Origin of the sequence: Aurantimonas manganoxydans SI85-9A1 (genome assembly GCF_000153465.1) — a bacterium.
GTDB lineage: Bacteria > Pseudomonadota > Alphaproteobacteria > Rhizobiales > Rhizobiaceae > Aurantimonas > Aurantimonas manganoxydans.
On record NZ_AAPJ01000022.1, the window covers coordinates 1 to 1,261 of the forward strand.

Consider the following 1,261-nt stretch of genomic DNA (forward strand, 5'->3'; position numbering starts at 1 on the left):
GAGCCCGGCGCGCCTTCGACGAACATCGACAGGATCAGCAGCGGGAAGGAGAAGGCGAGCAGCCAGAACGAGATGTTGTTCAGCCGGGGGAACGCCATGTCCGGCGCGCCGATCATGATCGGCACCATCCAGTTGGCGAAGCCACCGATCAGCGCCGGCATGACCATGAAGAAGATCATGATCAGGCCGTGGCCCGTCGTGAACACGTTGTAGAGCTGCGGGTCGCCGAAGATCTGCAGACCCGGCTCCTGGAGCTCCATGCGCATGGCGATCGACAGCGCACCGCCGATGATGCCCGCGCAGATCGAGAAGATCAGGTAGAGCGTCCCGATGTCCTTGTGGTTGGTCGAATAGACCCAACGCCGCCAGCCGGACGGCATGTGCGCGTCGTGGGCATCGTGAGTGGCACCATATGCCATATCGAGCTCCCTCAAACCCTGTTCGTGTTAGCGGCCGGCCACGGCGACGGAGTCGCCGGACTGGATCCGCGCCGTCAGCTGTGCATTGGCGTCCTCGAGGCTGCCCGACGCGGTGGAGTACCACGCGGCGAACTGCTCCTTGGACACGACGCGCACGGCGATCGGCATGTTGTAATGGGACTGGCCGCAAGCTTGCGATGGTTCTAAGATGTTGCGGCGCGTCGGGTTTCGTGGTTTTAAGCGGCGAGCCGAAGATTCTTCCGATTTCGCGGGATGCCGGTGCTGGCGCCGGATGGCGGCAGGCGCTATTCGTCCCCGAAACGCCGGTTCCCACCACTGACGCACGAGCGCGCAGGGAGACAATGCGAGTGAAACGATCGATCTTTGCCGCGATGGCATCCATGGGGACTGCCGGAACGGCTGTCGCACAGGAGAGTGACCTGATCCCGGGTCAGCCCCACCCCTGGCAGATGGGACTGCAGGAAGCGCTGTCTCCCATCGAGGCGCAGATCCACTGGTTCAGCAACTACACGCTCGCCTTCATCATCCCGATCACCATCCTGGTCGCCGCGCTGCTGGCCTGGGTGGTGTTCCGCTATCGCGCCTCGCGAAACCCGGTTGCCTCGCGCACCAGCCACAACACCATGATCGAGGTCGTCTGGACGCTCGCGCCGGTGATTATCCTGCTGTTCCTGGCAGTGCCGTCCTTCCAGCTTCTGACGGCGCAGTACAATCCGCCGAGCGAGCCGGAGCTGACCGTCAAGGCGACCGGCTACCAGTGGTACTGGGGTTACGAGTACCAGCCGTCCGAAGTGTCGGCCGAAGCGGAGGCCGAGACGGTT

3 protein-coding genes are annotated in these 1,261 nt (G+C 63.7%); 1 reads left to right on the top strand and 2 read right to left on the bottom strand.

Annotated features, from left to right (window positions below; all coding sequences use genetic code 11):
• Positions 1-419 (bottom strand): cbb3-type cytochrome c oxidase subunit I (locus tag SI859A1_RS00160; protein WP_193352743.1); only part of this gene is annotated, 419 nt, incomplete at its 3' end.
• A gap of 27 nt (positions 420-446) precedes the next feature.
• Entirely contained in the window at positions 447-575 is a 129-nt protein-coding gene (locus tag SI859A1_RS22230) for a hypothetical protein (RefSeq protein ID WP_276324882.1), read from the bottom strand.
• Between the two features lie 212 nt (positions 576-787).
• Between SI859A1_RS22230 and SI859A1_RS00165 the strand changes: the two genes are divergently transcribed.
• Positions 788-1,261: cytochrome c oxidase subunit II transmembrane domain-containing protein (locus tag SI859A1_RS00165; RefSeq protein ID WP_476693101.1), on the top strand; the 474-nt coding region annotated here is incomplete at its 3' end.